Consider the following 18,460-nt stretch of genomic DNA (forward strand, 5'->3'; position numbering starts at 1 on the left):
ATCCCGCTGGTTCAAGAACCGCCGATTCTAACGGAAGCGCTCGCGATCACCGTTGTGCACTGCCCACCGCGACCTTTGCGCGCAGGGCCAGGCGGCGGGCAAACTCATCCGGTGCCAGTCCCGGCGCGAACAGAAAGCCCTGGCCGACAGAGACCCCCAGCGTCTGCAGGAACTGGCGCTGCGCCTCCGATTCCACGCCCTCGGCAACCAGCCCCAGCCCGAGGCTGCGGGCGATCCCGCAGACCGCCTCGCAGACCGCCACGTCCGAACGGTTGCCCGGTACCCCCTCCACGAACAGCTGGCTCAGTTTGAGCCCATGGATCGGCAGCCGACGCAGGTAGTTCAGGGCGCTGTAGCCCTCGCCGAAGTCATCAATGGTGAGCAGCACGCCCATCTCGCGCAGCCGGGCGAAGGTCTGCAGGGTGTCCGGGGCATCCTCGATCAACACCCGCTCGGTGAACTCCAGTTCCAGTGCGCTGCCGGGCAGGTGGAACTCGTCCAGCACGGCGCGCACATGCCGGGCAAGGTCTTCGCCGACGAATTGCCGGTAGGACACATTGACCGCCACCCGCACGATACCCAGCCCGTCGTCCTGCCATTGGCGTACCTGCCGGCAGGCCTCGCGCAGCACCCACAGGCCGATCCGGACGATGTCGCCCGTGCTTTCGGCATGGGCGATGAAGATATCCGGGCGCAGCTCGCCGAGCTGGGTGTTGCGCCAGCGGATCAGGGCCTCGGCCGCCACCAGCTGGCCGCTGTGCAGGTTGACCTGCGGCTGGTAGACCAGATGGAACTCGTCATCGTCCAGGGCGCGGTGCAGGCGGCTTTCGATCTGCAGGCGGTCATGCTGGCGCTGGGCCAGTTCCGGCGAGAACACCTGCCAGCCGTTGCGGGTGCGTCGCTTGCAGTCGTACATGGCGATGTCGGCGTTCTGGATCAGCTGCTGCGGGCGCAACCCGTCCTGTGGCGCCCGCGCGATGCCGATGCTGGTGGTCACCGGGAACTCGTCGGCGCCGAAGCGGAACGGGGTGCTGAAGGCACGGGTGATCGCCTCTGCGAGCCGCTCGGGCTGGTCGGGCTGGTCGCGGGTATCGCAGACCACCAGGAACTCGTCACCGCCGAACCGGGCCAGCAATCCCTCGGTACCGATCGCGGTGGCGATGCGGCGGGTGGCGTCGATCAGCAGTTCGTCACCGGCATTATGGCCGAGCAGGTCGTTGACGATCTTGAAGCGGTCCAGATCGATGTACAGCACCGCAACCCGGCAGTGCGTCGGGTTGGCCATGCGCGTGGCCAGATCATTGAGCACCGCGTCGCGGTTCATGATCCCGGTGAGTGGATCGGTGCGCGCCTGGATCCGCAGCGTCTCTTCGGCCTGTTTGCGCGCGGTGATGTCCTGCACGGTGCCGGCGATGCGAGCGGCATCGACATCGCCGGCCTCGGCCTCGCCGATCATCCGCACCCAGAACGAGTGGCCGTCGCTGCGCTGGCCCTGCAGCTCCAGCTCGAAGGAGACCTGCTTGTCGATCACATCCAGCAGGGCCTGCTGCAGCTGCGCACGGTCATCCACGCGCAGGCACTCCAGCAGCTCGGCCATGTCGCGCATCGGCAACGCCTGGCCGAGGATGCGGGTCGCCTCGTCGGTCAGGTACAGACGCTGCAGGCCCCGGTCCCATTCCCAGCCGCCGATGTGCGCCAGCGACTGCGCGCGGTCGAACAGGGTGTTGTTGCGCTTGAGTTCGGTGATGTCGCTGAACAGGCCGAACACGTGGTCCGGCGCATCGCGCCCATTGCCGTACACCGGCACGTTGGTGGTGGAGATCCAGATCATCCGGCCGCGCGGGCGGTGGTACAGGCCGACGATGGTGCTGCGCACGATGCGCCCGGTCTGCAGCGAGACGCTGGCCGGCCACTGTTCGCGGGTGAGCGGGTGGCCGTGCTCGTCCACGCTGATCCAGTCCTCCGGCGCCAGCATCGCCTGCAGGCTGCCGCCGTTGCCGGCGATACCGAGGATGCGGTGGGCGGCCGGGTTGGCGGAAACCACCCGCAGCTGGCGGTCGAACAGGATCACGCCCTTGTCGATGGACTCCATCAGCAGCCGATAGCGGGACTCGGCCTGCCAGCGGCTGCTCAGATCGCGCGCTACGGCCACGATGCAGTGGTCGCCCTGATGCTCGAACCCGGCCGAATGCACTTCCACCGGGAAGCGGCTGCCGTCGCCGCGCATGTTGGTGACTTCGATGACGTAGGTTTCGCCCTGGCGCAACGCCTCCCAGACCGGGTCCAGATGATCGCTGGGGAGGTCCGGGTTCAACAGCTCGATCGGTTGGCCGATGATCTCTTCGCGTGGGCGGCCATACGCGCGCACCCCCGCCTTGTTGAGATCCAGTACTACGCCGTCCTCGCTGAGGATGCTGACCGGATCGGGAACCGCATCGAACAGCGCGGTGTAGCGACGCAGGGCCAGCTGGCGTTCGTCCATGGCTTCCTGCAGGGCCTGCTGGGCCGCTTCGAGCAGGTCATGCAGCTGGCCGGGTGACTGGGCCAGTGCGCGATCCAGAGCGGCCAGCGCGTGGACGTGTGCGGTGAGGTGATCACCGACCGCAGCGTCCTTGCGCGGGCCGCTCTGTTTCATGTCGCCGCCAGGGCCTTGCCGGTTTTGCTGCCGGTCTCGCGGCCCAGGCGTGCGGCCAGCCAGCGCCCGGTAGTGGCCAGCGCTGGCAGATCGATACCGGTGCGCATGCCGATGCCGTGCAGCATGTAGACCACGTCCTCGCTGGCCACGTTGCCGCTGGCACCCTTGGCATACGGGCAACCGCCCGCGCCGGAGACGGCCGAATCGACCACCCGCACGCCTTCTTCCAGGCAGGCATCGATGTTGGCCAGGGCCTGGCCATAGGTGTCGTGGAAGTGCACGGCCAGCGCGGCCATCGGCAGTTCGCTGGCGACGGCCTTGAGCATCGCGCGCGCCTTGCGCGGCGTGCCGACGCCGATGGTGTCGCCGAGCGAGATTTCGTAGCAGCCCAACTCATGCAGCGCGCGGGCGACGCGGACCACCTCGCTCACCGCAACCTCGCCCTGGTAGGGGCAGCCGAGCACGGTGGACACATAGCCACGCACCTTGACCCCATCGGCCTTGGCACGTTCCAGGATGGGCGCGAAGCGCGCCAGCGACTCATCGATGCCGGCGTTGGTGTTGGTGCGGTTGAAGGTCTCCGAGGCAGCGGTGAACACCGCCACTTCCTGTACTCCCACCGCCAGGGCGCGGTCGTAACCCTGTTCGTTCGGCACCAGTACCGGGTAGGCGATGCCCGGCACACGGGTGATGCCGGTGTAGACCTCGGCGGCATCGGCCAGCTGCGGCACCCAGCGCGGGCTGACGAAGCTGGTCGCTTCGATGGTGCGCAGGCCGGTCAGCGAAAGCTGGCGGATCAGCTCGATCTTGTCGGCGGTGTCGACCGGGCGTGCTTCGTTCTGCAGCCCATCGCGCGGGCCGACCTCGACGATGCGGACGAAATCATCCATGCGCCAGCCCTCCACGAACGGAGTGACGGACGGCCAGCAGGGAGCGGGGTGGGGTAGAGATCACGGAGGTTCCTGACAGACGAAAGGCGGCCCACGGTCCCCGGCGGGCCACGAAAAGGGGATACGCGGGATGGGCGGCAAAGCGGCCATCCCTGCGGCGGTGGGCGGTCAGCCCGGGTGGTGGCAGACCACCTCGATGTTGTTGCCATCCGGGTCGAGCACGAACGCCCCGTAATAGTCCGGGTGGTAATGCTCGCGGATGCCGGGGGCACCGTTGTCCGTGCCCCCGGCTGCCAGTGCGGCGCGGTGAAAGGCATCCACGTCGGCCCGGCTGGCGGCGCTGAAGGCGATGTGCACGCCGCCATGGGCGCCCGGGGCGTTGCCGATCCAGAAGTCCGGCTTGCCGGTGCGGCCGAAGCCGGCATGGTCATGGTCGCCGGTCTGGGCGGCAGATACCTGCATCACCACCGAGATGCCCAGCGGGCCCAGGGCCTGCTGGAAGAACGCCAGGCTGCGCGGAAAATCGGCGCAGCGGATGCCCACATGGTCGAGCATGACCTCTCTCCTCAGTCCTGGGTGACCCAAAGGGGGGAACGCTTGTCGAGGAAGGCACCGAGGCCCTCCTGGCCTTCGGCCGAGACCCGCAGGCGGGCGATCAGTGCCGCGTTGTCGCGGTCGGTGGCGTCGCGGTCGCGACCCAGCGCCACGCGCCGGACCAGAGCCTTGGCCGAGGACGAGGCCACCGGGCCGGCCTTGTCGAGCAGGCCCAGCTGGCGCTGCACAGCCTCGTCGATGCGTTCGGGCTCGATCAGCTGGTGGACCAGGCCGATGCGCAGCGCGGTCTCGGCGTCGAAATGCTCTCCGGTAGCGAACCAGCGGCGGGCCTGGCGCGGGCCGATCGCGTCGATCACATACGGTGAAATAACCGCCGGGAGCAGGCCCAGACGGCTTTCGGTCAGGCCGAAGCGGGCGCTGGTGCTGGCGATGGCGATATCGCAGCAGGCCACCAGGCCGACCCCGCCACCGAAGGCGGCGCCCTGCACGCGGGCGATGGTCGGCTTGGGCAGCTCGTCCAGGGTCCGCATCAGGCGGGCCAGGGCGAGGGAGTCCTGGCGGTTGTCCTCCTCGCTGGCGGCCGCCATGCCGCGCATCCACTGCATGTCCGCGCCCGCCGAGAACGAGGCGCCTTCGCCGGCCAGCACCACCGCCCGGACGTGGTCGTCGCGCCCGGCGGCCTCCAGGGCGGCCGTCAGCTGGGCGATCAACGAGGCGTCGAACGCGTTGTGCAGGGCGGGGCGGTTCAACCACAGGGTCAGCACCGAGGCGCTGCGTTCAATCCGTAGTGCATCACTCATGGGTCGGCTTGCTCCATAACATGTACAGATCATAGCGGGCCATCGGTCACGGGCAATGACGCGACGCGGCGATGGTAGAATTGATAACCATTCCTATCATCGAGAAGGCGCTCCGTGACGTTGTCCGATCTGGCGCTGTATGACTCCGCCCTGGTGGAGTCCGTACAGGAACTACACGCAAACGATGCGATCGCCCGCCGACTGAAGGAGCTTGGCTTCGTCAAAGGGGAAGAGGTGCGTCTGGTAGCCCGTGGTCCAGTCGGCGCCGAGCCGCTGCTGGTGCAGGTCGGGTTCACGCGCTTCGCGCTGCGCCGCAGTGAGGCGGCCCGCATCGTGGTGACCGCGTTGAAGGCCCGGGAGGCCCACGCATGAGCGCTGTGGCCAACGCGCTGCGCATCGCCCTGGTGGGCAATCCGAACAGTGGCAAGACCGCGCTGTTCAACCAGCTCACCGGCAGTCGCCAGAAGGTAGCCAACTACACCGGCGTGACCGTCGAGCGTAAAGAGGGGCGCCTGCGCGCCCCGTCTGGCCGTGAGTTCGCCGTGCTGGATCTGCCGGGCGCCTACAGCCTGCAGCCGGCCAGCCTGGACGAGGCGATCACCCGCGACCTGTGCCGGGGCTTCTACCCGGGCGAGGCCGCGCCGGACGTGCTGTTGTGCGTGATCGATGCGACCAACCTGCGCCTGCACCTGCGCTTCGCGCTGGAACTGCGCGAGCTGGGCAAGCCGATGATCGTGGCCCTGAACATGGTGGATGCGGCCGAGCGCCGCGGCATCAAGATCGATGTGCAGGCACTGGAGCAGGCGCTGGGCGTGCCCGTCGTGGAAACCGTGGCGGTGCGCCGCAACGGCGCGGCCAAGCTGGTCGAGCGCCTGGATGCGATGGTGCCGCACCTGCAGGCCCCGGTGGCCGTGCCCGCCGCCGAGACCGATTACCACGCCCAGGTGCGCGACATTCTGGCCAGCGCGGTCAGCATGCCCACGCGCACGGCCAAGATCGATGACGCGCTGGACCGCTGGCTGCTGCACCCGGTGTTCGGGCTGCTGACGCTGGCGGTGGTGATGTTCCTGATCTTCCAGGCCGTATACGCCTGGGCGACCCCGGTGATGGATTTGATCGAGGCCGGTACCGGTGCACTCGGCGAGTGGGTGGGTGGGGCGTTGCCGGAAGGCCCGCTCAACAGCCTGCTGACCGATGGCATCATCGCCGGCGTGGGCGGGGTGATCATCTTCCTGCCGCAGATCCTGATCCTGTTCGCCTTCATCCTGGCGCTGGAGGAGTCCGGCTACCTGCCGCGTGCCGCCTTCCTGCTGGACCGCATGATGGCCGCGGCCGGTCTTTCCGGGCGTTCGTTCATCCCGCTGCTGTCCAGCTTCGCCTGCGCGGTGCCGGGCATCATGTCCACCCGCAGCATCCAGGATCCGCGCGACCGGCTTGCCACCATTCTGGTCGCGCCGCTGATGACCTGTTCGGCGCGCCTGCCGGTGTACGCGCTGCTGATCGGCGCCTTCATCCCGCAGAAGCAGATCTGGGGCGTGTTCAACCAGCAGGGCCTGGTGCTGTTCGGGCTGTATGCCGCCGGCATCCTCAGCGCACTGCTGATGTCGTGGACCATGAAGAAATGGCGCCGCGACAAGAGCGAGCATCCGCTGATGCTGGAGTTGCCGTCCTACCGCATTCCGCATCCGCGTGATCTGGCGGTCGGTCTGTACGAGCGCGGCATGATCTTCCTCAAGCGCGTGGGCGGCATCATCCTGGCGCTGACCATCCTGCTGTGGGTGCTGTTGTCGTTCCCGGGGGCGCCGGAGAACGCGACCATGCCGGCGATCGACTACAGCTTCGCCGGTCAGATCGGCCATGCGATGGCGGTGTTCTTCGCACCGCTGGGCTTCAACTGGCAGATATGCATCGCGCTGATCCCGGGCCTGGCCGCGCGTGAAGTGGCAGTGGCCTCGCTGGCCACGGTGTATGCGCTGTCCGCCGCCGATGACGACGCTGCCAGCCAGGCACTGACCCCGCTGATCAGCGACGGCTGGTCGCTCGCCACCGCGCTGTCGCTGCTGGTCTGGTACATCTACGCCCCGATGTGCATTTCCACGCTGGCCACGATCAAGCGTGAGACCAACTCGTGGAGGCAGATGGGTTTTGCCACGTTCTACCTGTTCGCGGCCGCCTACATCGCCTCGCTGATCACCTACCAGGTGACCGTGGCACTGGGCGGCGGTTGATGGAGACCGGGCTGCTGCTGCAGTACGTCGTGATCGCGCTGGCCGTGGTGGTCAGCGCGTGGGTGGTGATGAACAAGCAGTTCCCGGGAACCGTGCGCAAGGCGCGCGGGGCGATCGCGCTCGGGCTGGTCAAGCCGCAGCGCGCCGCCTGGCTGCAGGCGCTGGGCCGGAAGATCGCGCCACCGGCGACCGGTAGCGGTGGCGCGTGCGGTGGTTGTGACAGCTGCGGGCCGACGCCGCCGAAGCAGCACTGAGCCGCGCCAAAAACCCCTTGTACATCCTCGCCGCCACCCGCTAGCCTGCGGGCATGACTACCACTCCCCTACGTTTGCTCATCCACGGTGCCTCCGGCCGAATGGGCCAGGCACTGCTCCGCCTTGCCGCCGACACCCCCGCCCTGCAGGTCGTGGCTGCGGTCACCCGCCGCTCGCCGGCCCAGCGCGTGGTCGAGGGCGTGCCGCATTTCGCCAGCAGCGAGCTGGCCGGTGCCCCCCAGTTCGATGTCGCCATCGATTTCAGCCTGCCCGAGGGATTCGATCCGGTGCTGGCGCTGTGCGTGGAGCGCGGTGCCGGCTTCGTGTCCGGCACCACCGGCGTCAGCGAGGCGCAGCGCCAGGCGCTGATCCAGGCGGCGGGCCGGATTCCGCTGGTCTGGGCCTCCAACTTCAGCCTGGGCGTGGCGGTGCTGGACGAGCTGGTCGAGCGGGCTGCCGCTGCACTGGCCGGCTGGGACTGCGACATCGTCGAATCCCACCACACCCAGAAGAAGGACGCGCCCTCCGGCACGGCCCTGACCCTGGGTGCGGCGGCGGAGAAGGGGGGCGCGAAGCCGCAGTACGCCAGTCTTCGTGCCGGCGACATCGTCGGCGAGCACCTGGTCCAGTTCACCGGACTGGGGGAGCGCATCGAGCTGACCCACCGGGCCACCAACCGCGACATCTTCGCCCGTGGCGCCCTGTTCGCCGCCAGCCAGCTGCCGGGCCGCGCGCCGGGCAGCTACCGGGTCCGCGATCTGCTGGACGGGGCCACGCCGCCGCCTGCCGTCTGAATGGGCAGGAAGGCGCGCGCCTGAACCGGCGCTGCGCCTTCCGTCAGGCTGACCAGGGCAATTGCACGCGGATACTGGCGTCGCACCCGGCTTCCCTTTACAATTCCCGCTCGCCGAATCACGACAGCCGGACCGGTCCAGAACCGCAGTCCGCGCTTTTTTGCAGCCGCTTTTTCGTGAAGCGCAGGCGTGACTTCGGTGACCCCTCGGTAGCCAAAGTGAGATTTCCGTGACCCAAGCCGCAATCCTCGTCCTCGAAGACGGCACCGTATTCGAGGGCGAATCCGTAGGCGCGCCCGGCCTGTCCGTCGGTGAGGTGGTGTTCAACACCGCCATGACCGGCTATCAGGAAGTGTTGACCGATCCTTCCTACGCCCGGCAGATGGTCACGCTGACCTACCCGCATATCGGCAACACCGGCATGACCGACCAGGACGATGAAGCGGCCAAGGTGTGGTCGGCCGGCCTGATCGTGCGCGATGTGCCGCGCCGCCCGAGCAACTGGCGCAGCCAGGTGTCGCTGCAGGATTGGCTGATCCAGCGCGGCGTGGTGGCCATCTCCGGCATCGATACCCGCAAGCTGACCCGCATCCTGCGCGAGCGCGGCGCCCAGAACGGTGCGCTGATGGCCGGCGAAGGGCTGAACGTGGAGACGGCGCTGGAAGCGGCGCGTAAATTCCCGGGCCTGAAGGGCATGGATCTGGCCAAGGTGGTCAGCACCGACAAGCGTTACACCTGGAGCGAGGGCCAGCTGGATCTGGACAGCAACGCCTTCGTCAACGCCGCACCGCGCTTCAAGGTGGTGGCCTATGACTTCGGTGCGAAGCTGAACATCCTGCGCATGCTGGCCGAGCGTGGCTGCGAGCTGACCGTGGTGCCGGCGCAGACCCCGGCTGCCGAAGTGCTGGCGATGAACCCGGATGGCGTGTTCCTGTCCAACGGCCCGGGCGATCCGGAACCGTGCGACTACGCCATCGCCGCGATCAAGACCTTCCTTGAGAAGAAGGTGCCGGTCTTCGGCATCTGCCTGGGTCACCAGCTGCTGGCGCTGGCCTCCGGTGCGAAGACGGTCAAGATGGGCCATGGCCACCACGGCGCCAACCACCCGGTCCAGGACCTGGACGGTGGCCGCGTGATGATCACCTCGCAGAACCATGGTTTCGCGGTCGATGAGGCCTCGCTGCCGGCCAACCTGCGCGTGACCCACCGTTCGCTGTTCGACGGCACCAACCAGGGCATCGCGCGCACGGACGTGCCGGCGTTCTCGTTCCAGGGTCACCCGGAAGCCTCGCCGGGCCCGCACGATGTCGGTCCGCTGTTCGACCGTTTCGTGACTCTGATGGCCGAGGCCAAGGCGTGATGCGCAGCCCCGCGCTGCTGCTCTCGCTGTTGTGCCTTGCCGGCGTGGCCCAGGCCGCGCCGGCGACCGATGCGCAGGTGCAGGCGGTCGTACAGAAGCTGAGCCTGGGCACGCTGGGCACGGATATGGCCAAACTGATGGTCGATAACGTGCCGGCGCTCAATGCGCTGCCCGAGGCCGATCGCCAGTGCGCGCATGCCCCGATCCAGACGCTGCTCGACGCGCAGTTCCGCCGTTCGGTGATCGACGGTCTCGGCAATGATGGCGATCAGGTCATGGCCGAGTGGTCCCGCTTCCTGGCTACCCCGGCGGGCAAGGGTCTGTCCTCGGCCTTCGCCGGTGCGAATCCATCGACCATCGCCGAAAAGGCCAACGTGGACCTGAGTGAAAAGGAGCGCGCCGAGGTGGCTGCGTTCCTGGGCAGCCCGGCCTACACCCGCTTCATCGCCACGCTCGATATCGAATCGGAGCTGCCCGACGACATCGGCGTGCAGCTGGCGAAAGGACTGCAGGACCAGTGCCGGATCGCGCTGAACCCCGACGATATTTCCTGATCGACAGCGTGCGATCACCCCCATCTGCCTCGCTGTCCAGACTTAGAGAAGACAATGCCCAAGCGCACTGACCTTAAAACCATCCTCATCATCGGTGCTGGCCCGATCGTCATCGGCCAGGCCTGTGAGTTCGACTACTCTGGCGCGCAGGCCTGCAAGGCACTGCGCGACGAGGGTTACCGCGTGGTGCTGGTCAACAGCAATCCGGCCACCATCATGACCGACCCGGAGATGGCCGATGCCGTCTACATCGAGCCGATCAACTGGCAGACGGTCGAGAAGATCATCGCCAAGGAAAAGCCCGATGCGCTGCTGCCGACCATGGGTGGCCAGACCGCGCTGAACTGCGCGCTGGACCTGGCCGACAACGGTGTGCTGGAGAAGTACAACGTCGAGCTGATCGGCGCCAAGCGCGATGCGATCCGCATGGCAGAAGACCGCGAGCTGTTCCGCGTGGCCATGGGTGAAATCGGCCTGGAGTGCCCGTCCGCTGCGGTCGCGCACACGCTTGAAGAAGCGATCGACATCCAGACCCGCGTCGGGTACCCGACCATCATCCGCCCCAGCTTCACCCTGGGCGGCAGCGGTGGCGGCATCGCCTACAACCGCGAAGAGCTGATCGACATCGTCACCCGCGGCCTGGAACTGTCGCCGACCACCGAAGTGCTGGTGGAAGAGTCGGTGCTGGGCTGGAAGGAATTCGAGATGGAGGTGGTGCGTGACACCGCCGACAACTGCATCATCGTCTGCTCGATCGAGAACCTGGACCCGATGGGCGTGCATACCGGTGACTCGATCACCGTGGCCCCGGCCCAGACCCTGACCGACAAGGAATACCAGCGCCTGCGCGATGCCTCCATCGCCGTGCTGCGCAAGATCGGCGTGGATACCGGCGGCTCGAACGTGCAGTTCGGCATCAGCCCGACCACCGGCCGCGTGGTGGTGATCGAAATGAACCCGCGCGTGTCGCGTTCCTCGGCGCTGGCCTCCAAGGCCACCGGCTTCCCGATCGCCAAGGTCGCGGCCAAGCTGGCCGTGGGTTACACCCTGGACGAATTGAAGAACGAAATCACCGGCGGCCTGACCCCGGCCTCGTTCGAGCCGTCGATCGATTACGTCGTCACCAAGATCCCGCGCTTCGCCTTCGAGAAGTTCCCGGCGGCCGATGCGCGCCTGACCACCCAGATGAAGTCGGTGGGCGAGGTGATGGCGATGGGCCGCACCTTCCAGGAGTCGCTGCAGAAGGCGCTGCGTGGCCTGGAAACCGGCAAGATCGGCCTGGACCCGACCGGTCTGGACCTGTCCAACGAAGACGACATCACCACCATCAAGCGCGAGCTCAAGGCCCCGGGCCCGGAGCGCCTGTTCTTCGTGGGTGATGCATTCCGCGCCGGCTTCAGCGTGGAAGACGTCTTCGCGCTGTCGCACATCGACCCGTGGTTCCTGGACCAGATCGAAGAAATCATCCAGGCCGAGGCCGAGGTGGCCGCCGACGGCATCGATGCGCTGGACGCCGTGCGCCTGCGCAAGCTCAAGCGCGCCGGTTTCTCCGACGCCCGCCTGGCCGAGCTGACCGGCACCAACGAAGCGGCCGTGCGCGCGCTGCGTCGTGCCCACAAGGTGCGCCCGGTGTACAAGCGCGTAGATTCCTGCGCCGCCGAGTTCGCCACCAGCACCGCGTACCTGTACTCGACCTATGAGGACGAGTGCGAAGCGGCGCCGAGCAACCGCGACAAGATCATGATCCTGGGCGGCGGTCCTAACCGCATCGGCCAGGGCATCGAGTTCGACTACTGCTGCGTGCACGCCGCGCTGGCGCTGCGCGATGATGGCTTTGAAACCATCATGGTCAACTGCAACCCGGAAACCGTCTCCACCGATTACGACACCTCCGACCGCCTGTACTTCGAGCCGCTGACGCTGGAAGACGTGCTGGAAATCGTCGAGCTGGAGCAGCCGAAGGGCGTGATCGTGCAGTACGGTGGCCAGACCCCGCTGAAGCTGGCGCGCGCGCTGGAAGCCAACGGCGTGCCGGTGATCGGCACCTCGCCGGACTCCATCGATCTGGCCGAAGACCGCGAGCGTTTCCAGCAGCTGGTCGACAAGCTCGGCCTGAAGCAGCCGCCAAACCGCATCGCCCGCAACGACCAGGAAGCCCTGCTGCTGGCCCGCGAGATCGGCTACCCGCTGGTGGTGCGCCCGAGCTACGTGCTGGGCGGCCGCGCGATGGAGATCGTCTACGGTGAATCCGATCTGGCGCGCTACGTCCGCGACGCGGTGAAGGTCTCCAACGATTCGCCGGTGCTGCTGGACCGCTTCCTGGACAACGCGGTGGAAGTGGACGTGGACATCATTGCCGACAAGGACGGCAACGTGCTGATCGGCGGCGTGATGGAGCACATCGAAGAAGCCGGCGTGCATTCGGGCGATTCGTCCTGCTCGCTGCCGCCGTACTCGCTGTCGGCTGAAACCCAGGCCGAGCTGCGTCGCCAGGTGGTCGAGCTGGCCAAGGCCCTGAACGTGGTCGGCCTGATGAATACCCAGTTCGCGATCCAGACGGGTGAGAACGGCGAAGACATCGTCTACCTGCTGGAAGTGAACCCGCGTGCCTCGCGCACCGTGCCGTTCGTCTCCAAGGCCACCGGCATGCCGCTGGCCAAGATCGCCGCGCGCTGCATGGCCGGCAAGACGCTGGCCGAGCAGGGCGCGACCAAGGAAATCGTGCCGGGCTACTACTCGGTCAAGGAAGCGATCTTCCCGTTCGCCAAGTTCCAGGGCGTCGATCCGATCCTCGGGCCGGAGATGCGCTCCACCGGTGAGGTGATGGGCGTAGGCCGCAGCTTCAGCGCCGCCTTCGCGCGTGCGCAGGAAGCCGGTGGCATCAAGGCACCGCCGTTGGGCAAGGCGTTCGTGTCGGTCCGTGATCCAGACAAGAAGCGCGTGCTGCCGGTCGCCAAGGCACTGGTCGAGCGCGGCTACACCCTGGTCGCCACCCGTGGCACCGGCGCGTGGCTGCAGGAGCACGGCATGACCTGCGAAATCGTCAACAAGGTGGTCGAAGGCCGTCCGCACATCGTCGATTCGATCAAGAACGGCGAGATCGTCTACATCGTCAACACGACCGAAGGTCGTGCGGCGATCAATGACTCGTTCTCGATCCGTCGCGAAGCGCTTCAGCATCGCGTGACCTATTCGACCACCATCGCCGGCGCCATGGCGCTGGTGCAATCACTGGAATTCCGCGGTACCGGCCCCGTCTGGTCGCTGCAGGAACTGCACAAGGAGTTGAACGCATGAGAGCACCGATCACCCTGAAGGGCGCGCAGCGTCTGCGCGAAGAGCTTGACCACCTGAAGTCGGTCAAGCGCCCGAAGGTCATCGCGGCGATCGCCGAAGCGCGCGAGCACGGCGATCTGAAAGAGAACGCCGAGTACCACGCCGCGCGCGAAGAGCAGGGCTTCATCGAAGGCCGCATCAAGCAGCTGGAAGGTGAGCTTTCGCATGCCGAGATCATCGACATCACCAAGCTCAACGCCGGCAGCAAGGTGGTGTTCGGCGCCACGGTCGAGCTGTCGGACGTGGAGAATGATGAAGAGAAGCGCTACCAGATCGTTGGCGACCTGGAAGCGGACATCAAGCTGGGCCTGATCGCGATCTCCTCGCCGCTGGCCCGTGCCTTGATCGGCAAGCTGGAAGGCGATGCGGTCACCATCGACGCACCGGCCGGCCAGCGCGAGTACGAAATCGTCAGCGTCCAGTACCTGGACTGACGGCGATGGCCACGGCGACGTTGTTGCTGCCGGCGCGCAGCCGGTTTCCGGCGGCGCCGTTGCCTGATGACGTCGCCAAGGCGCTGGGGCGTGCGCAGCGCCGCAGCGCCGAGGCAGGCGAACGCGCCCAACTGCGTCGGCATTTCCAGACGCAGCCGGACGCGTGGTCCGCGGCAGCCCTGACCCGTGAGCTGGATGTCGGCGATGCCGACCAATCCGTGTGGCTGCGGGCGGATCCGGCCAATGTGGTGCCGGACATGCATGGCGCACGCCTGATGGGGCACGGGGATACCCTGCGCCCCGATCTGGCCGATGTGATGCAGCTGCTGCCCGCGTTGCAGCCGTTGTTTGCCGGCTACGGCTTCGTGCTGGATGCACCGGTGCCGTCGCGCTGGTATCTGCGCCTGCCGCCAGGCACCACGCTGCCCTTCTTCGCCGAGCCCGATGAAGTGCTCGGCGATGATCTGTTTGCCCATCTGCCTGAAGGCGATGCGGGCCGCCGTTGGCGCGCTCTGCTGACCGAAGCGCAGGTGGTGTTGCACCAGCACGAGTGGAACCAGCAGCGCGTGGCCGACGGCAAACGTGCGATCAACTCGCTGTGGTTCTGGGGCGGCGGCGAGCTGCCCGAGCGTGTGACCACCGCGCATGCCCAGGTCCGCAGCCGCGATGCGCTGCTGCAGGCGCTGGCCAAGGCTGCGGGTCTGCAGGCCGATGGCGAGCAGACGGTGGATGCCCTGGTGGACCTGCGTCAGCTGCGTTCGCTGGAACAGCTGGGCAATGAGGCGATCCGCCCGTTGCTGGCGGCGATCACGCGCGGGGAATTGAAGCGTCTGGTGCTGGATTTCGAGGACGGCGCCCGCGTGGAGATCGACAAGACCCAGCGCTGGCGGTTCTGGAAGAAGCCGCTGCAGCTGCACGACCTCTGAGTGCGTCGCGAAGGACAGCCGGCCAGCGGCCGGCTCTACCGGTAGCGGGGCGGTATCATGCTCGCGAACGTCATCGATCGAGCCTGTTTTGACCCAGTCTGAAGCACCCCGTATCCAGCGCCGTCCTGCCGCCGCCGTCAGCGAGTGGCCGTCATCCATGTTGCCGTTGCTGCAGCGGTTGTACGCCGCACGCGGGGTGACCGATGCTGCGCAGGCCCAGCCGAAGCTGGCCCAGCTGCATGCGCCGGATCTGCTGGGCAGCATGCAGGCCGCGGTAACGCTGCTGGCCGATGCGATCGCCAACAACGAACGCATCCTGATCGTCGGCGATTTCGACTGTGATGGTGCCACCGCCTGTGCGGTCGGGGTGCGCGGTCTGCGCATGCTCGGCGCGCACGATGTGGTGCACGCGGTACCCAACCGCATGCTGCATGGCTATGGGTTGTCGCCATCGCTGGTGGCCGAACTGGCCCCGCTCAATCCAGGCCTGCTGGTCACCGTCGACCATGGCATCGCCTGCCACGCTGGCGTCAACGCGGCCAAGGCACTGGGCTGGAAGGTGCTGGTCACCGATCACCATCTGCCGGGCGAACATCTGCCGCCGGCCGATGCCATCGTCGACCCCAACATCAGCGGCGATGCGTTCCCCAGCAAGGCACTGGCCGGCGTCGGGGTGATCTTCTATGTATTGATGGCGTTGCGCCGCCACCTGCGCGAGCAGGGTGCGTATGCCACGGCACCAGAGCCGGACCTGCTGACCCTGCTGGACCTGGTCGCGGTGGGTACGGTCGCCGATCTGGTCGCGCTGGATGACAACAACCGCGCCCTGGTCTCGGCCGGCCTGCGCCGGCTGCGCAGCGGCAAGGGCTGCGTCGGCCTGCAGGCGCTGATCGAAGCCAGCGGGCGTGACGCCTCGCGGCTGACCGGCAGTGACATCGGTTTCGCGCTCGGCCCACGGTTGAACGCCGCTGGCCGGCTGGAAGACATGGCGCTGGGCATCGAGCTGCTGCTCACCGAAGACCGCGCCCACGCGCGTGAGATCGCCACGACGCTGGAGTCGATCAACACCGAGCGCCGTGCGGTCCAGCAGTTGATGACCGACGACGCGGAGCTGGCAGTGTCCCGTGCAGTGCTCAGCGCCGAGGGCGTGCGCCCGGTTGCGGCCTGCCTGTTCGATGCCGAATGGCATCCCGGCGTGGTCGGGCTGGTGGCGTCCAAGATGAAGGATCGGCTGCACCGGCCGGTGATCGCGTTCGCACCTTCAGAGCCCGGCGGCGATTCGCTGCGTGGCTCGGCGCGCTCGATTCCCGGCTTCCATATCCGCGACGCGCTGGCCTTGGTCAATGCGGCGCACCCGGGTCTGATCGACAAATTCGGTGGCCACGCCATGGCTGCGGGCCTGAGCCTGCCGCACGCGCAGCTGGCCGCGTTCGAGCAGGCCTTCGTGGACGTGGTGGAGCGCACGCTGGATCCGCTGTCGCTGCAGCAGCTGCTGCTGACCGATGGCGAGCTGTTGCCGCAGGAGCTGGATTTCGCCCATGCCGAGGCGCTGCGTCTGGCCGGGCCGTGGGGGCAGGGCTTCCCGGAGCCCTTGTTCGATGGTCACTTCCAGGTCGCGCGCTGGCAGGTGCTCAAAGAGAAGCACCTGAAGCTGAGTCTGCGCGTGCCGGGCCGTGCCGAGCCGGTCAGCGCCATCCACTTCAGTGGGTGGACCGGCAATGCGCCGGCCAACGAGGTGCATATTGCCTACCGGCTGGTCAGCGATGACTATCGGGGCGGCGGCGCGATCCAGCTGATCGTGGAGCACTGCGCGGATGCCTGACCTGAGCCGCACCGCGCAGACCCACCTGCGCCTGTCGCCCATCGAACGTTTCGATCTGCAGAGCCGCATCGTGCTGCAGGGTGACCAGACCGCACGCACCGAACTCTCCGCCCGCGAGGGATTCGAATTCCCCGACCTGGAAGGCTCGCGCCAGAGCGTGGCATGGTTGTTGCGGCAGGAACTGGCCGCACGGATCGAGGGCGGAGACGGCGCGTCCACCGGTCCGATCACAGTCGACGATGCGGTTGCCGCGGTGATGGCGCGGCTGAGCAGGACCCGCTGCGTGGCCACGGCCTACCAGCCTTCGGACGACCCGGACGACTACCGGGATGCCGACGATCAGACCGGTACGCTGGCGTATACCTGCCAGCTGCCCGATTCGGCCGCGTTGCGTCCCGTGCATGCAGCGCTGCGTGTGGCGCCGGAGGGGACGGATCGCCAACAGGCCGCGCAACGCCTGCTGGCCGCCTACGTCGAACATCTGTCCAGCGCACCGGACAGGCCTGTGCACGCACATCACGCCGTATTCTCGCGCCCATACTCGGCCGACCACGCCGTGATGCAGAGCATGGCGGTCATGGAAACGATTCTTCCCGCGCTGTTCCCCTTCGACGGCTGGGAAGACGGCGACGACTGAGCATCGCCGGATCAACGGTGATCGCGTCGATCGAGTGGTTTACTCCTGCACCTTGGTCACCAGCGTCGGCATTTCCCAAGCGCCACCGGCGGACACCAGGCGGCACAACCCGGTACTGCTGTCGGCGGTCCTGACGAACTGCGTGCCGGTCCAGCCCCAGGTGGTGGAGTACCAGCAATCGCCAAGGCCACGGCCCTTGTGCGCCTCCTGGATGGTGCGGACCTCATCACCGACCGCTGCCGTGGTGACCAGCCGCGGCTGGTACGGCGCGCGGTCGTTGATCACCCAATAGCCGCCACCGGTGTTGTACGCGCCGCGCCAGCAGCTCAGCGAGACCAGCAGTTTGTCGGCGCTGAGCCGCTGCACCGTCAGCGCTTCGGGTTCCTCGCCGGGTGACAGGCTGCCGCTGGGTCCCAGCGCTTCGCAATCGTCGGCTGAAGTCACTGCTGTGAGGGCGGCACGCAGCGCCGGTGATGCGGCCAGCGCGGTGTCCGCCGGGCGGGTTGCCACCGGCTTGCCCAGCTGCACGACCGGCACCGGCAGTGCGGGCGGCACCGAGGATTCGGCGAGGGAGCCCTTGCGCGTCAACGCGCCGGGTGTGCCAAGGCGACCCTGGAACGCATCCATCTTCAACAGCACGGCCGAGGCGCCCTGATCAGAGACCGTCCAGCGCGCGCCATCGTCGCCGATCAGCTCGATGCGGCTGTTGCGTGTGAGCGAGGTAAGCAGGGCAGCGAGCTGCTTTGCGGAAAAGGTGGCGGTGCCATCGGCGGCATCGAACTGCATCGGGCCCAGCGAGGTGCCGTTGATCTGCAGGCTGAGCCGCCGGGTGGCGGTGTTGTCGTCGTATTGGCCGAGCATCAGCTCAGCCTGCACCGGCTGGTCCGGCCCGCCCGCGCGGGTGAGCAGGATCGAGACCGGGTCGCCGCCATTGTCGTCGGCCTGATAACCGGCGGCGCGGCAGGTACGGGTGTTGTCGCAGGCCAGCGTCCAGTCGTGGTGGGTGAACGTCACGCCCTCGATGGGGGCGGCGGCGTAACCGGGCAGGGTGAGCCCCATCAACAGCGGGGCGGTCAACAACAGGCGCATGCGGCATCCTTGGTCCATCAATCCGTGGAGGGCGATCTTGGCCCAGCACGGATGAGGCGTCCATGACCGGAACAGGCGATTGCCGCCGCTCAACCCCGTTCTCGTGCGCCGTGCGTTCAATGAGGTGTCATCGGATCAGGAGCGTC

At 67.4% G+C, this 18,460-nt stretch carries 16 protein-coding genes; 11 read left to right on the top strand and 5 right to left on the bottom strand.

All coding sequences use genetic code 11. The features are described from left to right. Positions 1–46: 46 nt before the first annotated feature. From EDF74_RS05600 to EDF74_RS05615, 4 genes are all read right to left on the bottom strand, one after another. Positions 47–2,635 (bottom strand): sensor domain-containing protein, encoded by a 2,589-nt coding sequence (locus EDF74_RS05600; RefSeq protein ID WP_123729141.1) that lies wholly within the window; start codon positions 2,633–2,635, stop codon positions 47–49. Next, a complete protein-coding gene (locus EDF74_RS05605; protein ID WP_123729142.1) occupies positions 2,632–3,525 on the bottom strand; it encodes a hydroxymethylglutaryl-CoA lyase in 894 nt (297 codons plus the stop codon). Before EDF74_RS05605 ends, EDF74_RS05600 begins: the two co-directional genes overlap by 4 nt. 168 nt (positions 3,526–3,693) lie before the next feature. Next, positions 3,694–4,080: a VOC family protein gene (locus EDF74_RS05610; RefSeq protein ID WP_123729143.1), complete on the bottom strand. Its 387-nt coding sequence runs from the start codon at positions 4,078–4,080 to the stop codon at positions 3,694–3,696. An 11-nt stretch (positions 4,081–4,091) separates the two neighbouring features. Continuing rightward, positions 4,092–4,880 carry an enoyl-CoA hydratase-related protein gene (locus EDF74_RS05615; protein WP_123729144.1) on the bottom strand — a complete coding sequence of 263 codons (789 nt, stop codon included), beginning with the start codon at positions 4,878–4,880 and terminating at the stop codon, positions 4,092–4,094. Between the two features lie 114 nt (positions 4,881–4,994). Between EDF74_RS05615 and EDF74_RS05620 the strand changes: the two genes are divergently transcribed. The 11 genes from EDF74_RS05620 (at position 4,995) to EDF74_RS05670 (ending at position 17,225) form a co-directional block, all read left to right on the top strand. Next, a complete protein-coding gene (locus tag EDF74_RS05620; protein WP_123729145.1) occupies positions 4,995–5,252 on the top strand; it encodes a FeoA family protein in 258 nt (85 codons plus the stop codon). Next, positions 5,249–7,108: a ferrous iron transporter B gene (feoB, locus tag EDF74_RS05625; RefSeq protein ID WP_123729146.1), complete on the top strand. Its 1,860-nt coding sequence runs from the start codon at positions 5,249–5,251 to the stop codon at positions 7,106–7,108. Before EDF74_RS05620 ends, feoB begins: the two co-directional genes overlap by 4 nt. After that, the gene (locus tag EDF74_RS05630) at positions 7,108–7,362 is read left to right on the top strand and encodes a DUF6587 family protein (protein WP_123729147.1); all 255 of its coding nucleotides are present in this window, start codon (positions 7,108–7,110) and stop codon (positions 7,360–7,362) included. The genes feoB and EDF74_RS05630 overlap by 1 nt, the downstream gene beginning before the upstream one ends. Before the next feature lie 53 nt (positions 7,363–7,415). Then, positions 7,416–8,156, top strand: coding sequence for a 4-hydroxy-tetrahydrodipicolinate reductase (gene dapB, locus EDF74_RS05635; protein WP_123729148.1), 741 nt, complete (start codon positions 7,416–7,418; stop codon positions 8,154–8,156). A 229-nt stretch (positions 8,157–8,385) separates the two neighbouring features. Continuing rightward, positions 8,386–9,516, top strand: coding sequence for a glutamine-hydrolyzing carbamoyl-phosphate synthase small subunit (carA, locus tag EDF74_RS05640; RefSeq protein ID WP_123729149.1), 1,131 nt, complete (start codon positions 8,386–8,388; stop codon positions 9,514–9,516). Next, positions 9,513–10,070, top strand: a complete 558-nt coding sequence (locus tag EDF74_RS05645; RefSeq protein WP_428999133.1) for a hypothetical protein — start codon at positions 9,513–9,515, stop codon at positions 10,068–10,070. The genes carA and EDF74_RS05645 overlap by 4 nt, the downstream gene beginning before the upstream one ends. Before the next feature lie 54 nt (positions 10,071–10,124). Continuing rightward, positions 10,125–13,367: a carbamoyl-phosphate synthase large subunit gene (gene carB / locus EDF74_RS05650; RefSeq protein ID WP_123729151.1), complete on the top strand. Its 3,243-nt coding sequence runs from the start codon at positions 10,125–10,127 to the stop codon at positions 13,365–13,367. Between the two features lie 8 nt (positions 13,368–13,375). Next, the gene (gene greA / locus EDF74_RS05655) at positions 13,376–13,840 is read left to right on the top strand and encodes a transcription elongation factor GreA (protein WP_183073734.1); all 465 of its coding nucleotides are present in this window, start codon (positions 13,376–13,378) and stop codon (positions 13,838–13,840) included. Positions 13,841–13,845: 5 nt separating this feature from the next. Beyond that, positions 13,846–14,766: a phosphoglycerate mutase gene (locus EDF74_RS05660; protein WP_123729152.1), complete on the top strand. Its 921-nt coding sequence runs from the start codon at positions 13,846–13,848 to the stop codon at positions 14,764–14,766. A gap of 157 nt (positions 14,767–14,923) precedes the next feature. Then, positions 14,924–16,588 carry a single-stranded-DNA-specific exonuclease RecJ gene (gene recJ, locus EDF74_RS05665; RefSeq protein ID WP_260232186.1) on the top strand — a complete coding sequence of 555 codons (1,665 nt, stop codon included), beginning with the start codon at positions 14,924–14,926 and terminating at the stop codon, positions 16,586–16,588. Then, complete coding sequence (locus EDF74_RS05670) at positions 16,581–17,225, top strand: hypothetical protein (RefSeq protein ID WP_123729154.1); 645 nt, start codon at positions 16,581–16,583, stop codon at positions 17,223–17,225. Before recJ ends, EDF74_RS05670 begins: the two co-directional genes overlap by 8 nt. Positions 17,226–17,264: 39 nt before the next feature. On the opposite strand, the gene EDF74_RS05675 is transcribed toward EDF74_RS05670, so the two are convergent. After that, positions 17,265–18,314 (bottom strand): DUF1176 domain-containing protein, encoded by a 1,050-nt coding sequence (locus EDF74_RS05675; RefSeq protein WP_123729155.1) that lies wholly within the window; start codon positions 18,312–18,314, stop codon positions 17,265–17,267. Positions 18,315–18,460 lie beyond the last annotated feature (146 nt).

This window comes from Stenotrophomonas rhizophila (assembly GCF_003751305.1).
GTDB classification, from domain to species: Bacteria; Pseudomonadota; Gammaproteobacteria; order Xanthomonadales; family Xanthomonadaceae; genus Stenotrophomonas; species Stenotrophomonas rhizophila_B.

What these genes read in the sequence shown, in the direction of transcription:
- EDF74_RS05675 (WP_123729155.1), bottom strand. Translation starts at nt 18,314, where the DNA reads ATGCGCCTGTTGTTGACCGCCCCGCTGTTGATGGGGCTCACCCTGCCC.
- EDF74_RS05610 (WP_123729143.1), bottom strand. Translation starts at nt 4,080, where the DNA reads ATGCTCGACCATGTGGGCATCCGCTGCGCCGATTTTCCGCGCAGCCTG.
- recJ (WP_260232186.1), top strand. Translation starts at nt 14,924, where the DNA reads ATGTTGCCGTTGCTGCAGCGGTTGTACGCCGCACGCGGGGTGACCGAT.
- EDF74_RS05670 (WP_123729154.1), top strand. Translation starts at nt 16,581, where the DNA reads ATGCCTGACCTGAGCCGCACCGCGCAGACCCACCTGCGCCTGTCGCCC.
- feoB (WP_123729146.1), top strand. Translation starts at nt 5,249, where the DNA reads ATGAGCGCTGTGGCCAACGCGCTGCGCATCGCCCTGGTGGGCAATCCG.
- EDF74_RS05600 (WP_123729141.1), bottom strand. Translation starts at nt 2,635, where the DNA reads ATGAAACAGAGCGGCCCGCGCAAGGACGCTGCGGTCGGTGATCACCTC.
- EDF74_RS05630 (WP_123729147.1), top strand. Translation starts at nt 7,108, where the DNA reads ATGGAGACCGGGCTGCTGCTGCAGTACGTCGTGATCGCGCTGGCCGTG.
- EDF74_RS05660 (WP_123729152.1), top strand. Translation starts at nt 13,846, where the DNA reads ATGGCCACGGCGACGTTGTTGCTGCCGGCGCGCAGCCGGTTTCCGGCG.
- EDF74_RS05605 (WP_123729142.1), bottom strand. Translation starts at nt 3,525, where the DNA reads ATGGATGATTTCGTCCGCATCGTCGAGGTCGGCCCGCGCGATGGGCTG.
- EDF74_RS05615 (WP_123729144.1), bottom strand. Translation starts at nt 4,880, where the DNA reads ATGAGTGATGCACTACGGATTGAACGCAGCGCCTCGGTGCTGACCCTG.
- dapB (WP_123729148.1), top strand. Translation starts at nt 7,416, where the DNA reads ATGACTACCACTCCCCTACGTTTGCTCATCCACGGTGCCTCCGGCCGA.
- carB (WP_123729151.1), top strand. Translation starts at nt 10,125, where the DNA reads ATGCCCAAGCGCACTGACCTTAAAACCATCCTCATCATCGGTGCTGGC.